Origin of the sequence: Anaerovibrio sp., assembly GCF_024697385.1 — a bacterium.
In the GTDB taxonomy this organism is placed as follows: Bacteria; Bacillota; Negativicutes; order Selenomonadales; family Selenomonadaceae; genus Anaerovibrio.
Map to the genome: position 1 here is coordinate 1 of NZ_JAILFV010000136.1, position 2,999 is coordinate 2,999.

3 protein-coding genes are annotated in these 2,999 nt (G+C 46.7%); all 3 read right to left on the minus strand.

Annotated features, from left to right (window positions below; genetic code table 11):
* Nucleotides 1–88 precede the first annotated feature (88 nt).
* The 3 genes from pseG to K6C05_RS07925 all read right to left on the minus strand — a co-directional run bounded on the left by pseG (nucleotide 89) and on the right by K6C05_RS07925 (nucleotide 2,887).
* Nucleotides 89–1,111 carry a UDP-2,4-diacetamido-2,4,6-trideoxy-beta-L-altropyranose hydrolase gene (gene pseG, locus K6C05_RS07915; protein ID WP_296733373.1) on the minus strand — a complete coding sequence of 341 codons (1,023 nt, stop codon included), beginning with the start codon at nucleotides 1,109–1,111 and terminating at the stop codon, nucleotides 89–91.
* A gap of 73 nt (nucleotides 1,112–1,184) precedes the next feature.
* A complete protein-coding gene (locus K6C05_RS07920) occupies nucleotides 1,185–2,006 on the minus strand; it encodes a glycosyltransferase family protein (protein ID WP_296733375.1) in 822 nt (273 codons plus the stop codon).
* On the minus strand, nucleotides 1,994–2,887 hold the full coding sequence (locus tag K6C05_RS07925; RefSeq protein WP_296733377.1) for an aldo/keto reductase: 894 nt from the start codon (nucleotides 2,885–2,887) through the stop codon (nucleotides 1,994–1,996). The genes K6C05_RS07920 and K6C05_RS07925 overlap by 13 nt, the downstream gene beginning before the upstream one ends.
* Nucleotides 2,888–2,999: the final 112 nt, after the last annotated feature.

Consider the following 2,999-nt stretch of genomic DNA (forward strand, 5'->3'; position numbering starts at 1 on the left):
TATCAGGGCGGGTGCGCCATTCCATGATGGTCTGTAAATCATCCTCCCGGCATTTTCTGCAATATACCTTAGCCATTATACATCGCTCCTAACAAAAGATTTCTTCGCATTTTAAAGACATGGCCAAAAGATCTTCGGCCTTGATTGAATGCAGACTGTCAACAATACTCTCCTCAGTCACTTCATTCCAATACCCCAGATATCTGGAAACTCCCTTTTCATCACAGCAGATACAGCCCTCACGCTGATTTTCCGCCACGGCAGTCACCAGGGCAGGCAGCCTCATAAAGCACCGTTCAAGGGCGACTCCACCCCCGGCCCCCAACATGACATCAGCCTCCTGCATCAATTCAGCCATATTGCTGACCTGCTCAAAATACTCCATAAAGTCATACAGCTGACAAAATTCATATATTTCCTGTTTGCGGGGATTTGTGCGCCCCACTACAACCATGACATTAATATCCGGCAGCTTTGCCCTGACTATGGCCCGAAGGGCCTTTAAGGTTTCACCTGTCATATCAATGCCACCATAAAACACCAAAATATTCTTCAAACTGCCGGTACGAGCCCTTTTTCCTGCCCTGTAAAACTCCTCACGAAGCAGGGCATGCTTCGGTCCAAGCAGCATTTTGCAGCCCGCAGGAACCAAATCAGTATATCTTTGCTCCTGCTCATGATGAAAACCCTGTTCCAGTAGATAATCACAGTCATGCCTTCTATTGGCCAGATCATCTATAACAAAAATCTCATCCGTATATGGCCGTATCAGCTGCTCCCATACCACATCAATGGCATAGCTGTCCACCACTACCCTGTCAGGCCTGCCGGTTTTCCCCATAGCCGCTATGGTATCGGCAGCATCCTGTTCCTGGGATACCTCCAGCCACTTGGCATACCCGGTCAGATTATCCCTGGCCTCAGCCCTTGGCAATAAAACCAGCTCAAAATCCTTTTCCTGGACCAGCCTGGATAAATTGTTTTCCAAATCGCGGCAGACAAAGGTCACCCTGTCCCCGTCCTGTCGGCACTTTTCCGCCAAAGTCAGGCAACGCATGAGATGGCCGCTGCCAATCAACTTTGAGGAATCTACGCGAATCAAAATATTCATATATCATCACATGCCCAATATCAGGCAACAACGCTCCTTGTTCACTGATGGATATTCACCCGCAGAAGGTGTATCACCCGTCGATTTCCCGGTCATTGGCCAGGGACTTTGCCAGACCCTCATTGCGCATTATGCCGCTATTGATATGGGCCAGCTCAGGCTTCCGGTCCAAAAGCTCCAATATATCATCCATGGCAAAATCAGGATTATCACCATAAAGCTCCGAGAACACCTTCTCCACAAAGGAAAAATCCTGAGGCTCGTCCACGGTCCAGCGCAGGTCGCCAAGCTTTTTGTCACAGGGAATTCTTTCCATCCGGAAATCATCCTTATGATTGTGTATATATAATGTCACATGCTCCCTTTCAGAAAGCATCTTCGCCTTTTCCCAGGCCTCCTTCAGCACCGAAAACTTCATTACCTCGGTATCCAGTCCATCAGGATAATCACCACTTAAATTGGTATAATCATTACCATGCTCTATATGTGTTTTTATTACGGTATCAATAAGCCGCCAGTCGATTACAGGACAATCACCGGTGATACGGACCACATGCTCCGGGCTGTGCCTTTCGGCGCACTGATAATATCTGTCAAGTACATCCTCCAGATTGCCACGGAACACTTCGGTACCAGTCCCCAGGACAATTGACGCCAAGGCATCATCACTGGAATCCGTACTGGTAGCCAGTACAATCTCATCTATCAACTTACTGCGCTCCAGGCGCTCTATTTCATGGACAATCATCGGTTTACCTGCCAGCCTTTTGATTACTTTACCAGGCAGACGGCTGGATGAACATCTTGCCTGCACAATAGCCAATACTTTCATATATTCCTCCATTATTCCATGCCCACAATTTGCATAGCTCATTGACCGGATTATTTTTTCCACAGGCTAGGCATCACAATATCTGCCTCAATATCTGTAAATTCCCGGGCGATATCCTCAATGATATCAGCGGGGATTGACTCCCGGAAAATATTGATATTTTCCTTCAACTGTTGGATGTTATCAACACCAAACACCAGATGGCTGATTCTTGACTGCTGCTTTACATAATTCATGGCCAGGGAAATCCTGGAAAGACCATGCCTCTGACAAAGCAGGGAAATCTTGCCCACAATAGGCCTTGCCTTGATTAAAAACGGTGGCACCTCATCCTCATTCATCAGGATAAGCCCCTGTATAAATGCACTGCGGGAATGAATCTGGATACTGTCCTTTTTGGCAGCCTCAAACACCCCTGCTTTTTCCATGCGCTGATCAAATATACTGTATGGCAGCTGCATGAACTCAACATTAGGACGCTCAATGCACTTCATGGCCTCCTCTGGCTCATAAACGGACACTCCCACCTTTTTGGCCAGACCATCACTTTTCATGCGGTTCAAGGTGTCTATTATTGCATCATTATGGATATATCTGGCGCTGTGAAGCATATAGCTGTCAAGATAATCCGTATGAAGTCTGGACAGGGTGTTTTCCAGATTACCACGCATCACCCGGTAATAATCATCAGAGTCCACATCATCCAACAGATTTGGTCGGAATTTGGAAATAACAAACAGCTTATCCCGTGCAATTGTTTTCTTGCTCAAAAACTCCCCCACAACATCCTCTGCGGTGCCATAGGCATTGGCAGTATCAATATTATTGATACCATTCTGGGTGGCATAATCCAGCATATCCACAGCCTGCTCCACGCTTGGCTGCTTTTGCCCCCTGATGCCATAATCCATGCCGAACTGAACTGTTCCCAGACAAAGCTCCATATAATCACTTCCTATAGTAGTTGATAACCTTGTTTACAGCCTTTATTACCTTTTCCTGCTCCTCATCAGTCATTGAGTAAAACAGCGGTATGGAAATAATCCGCTCATACAG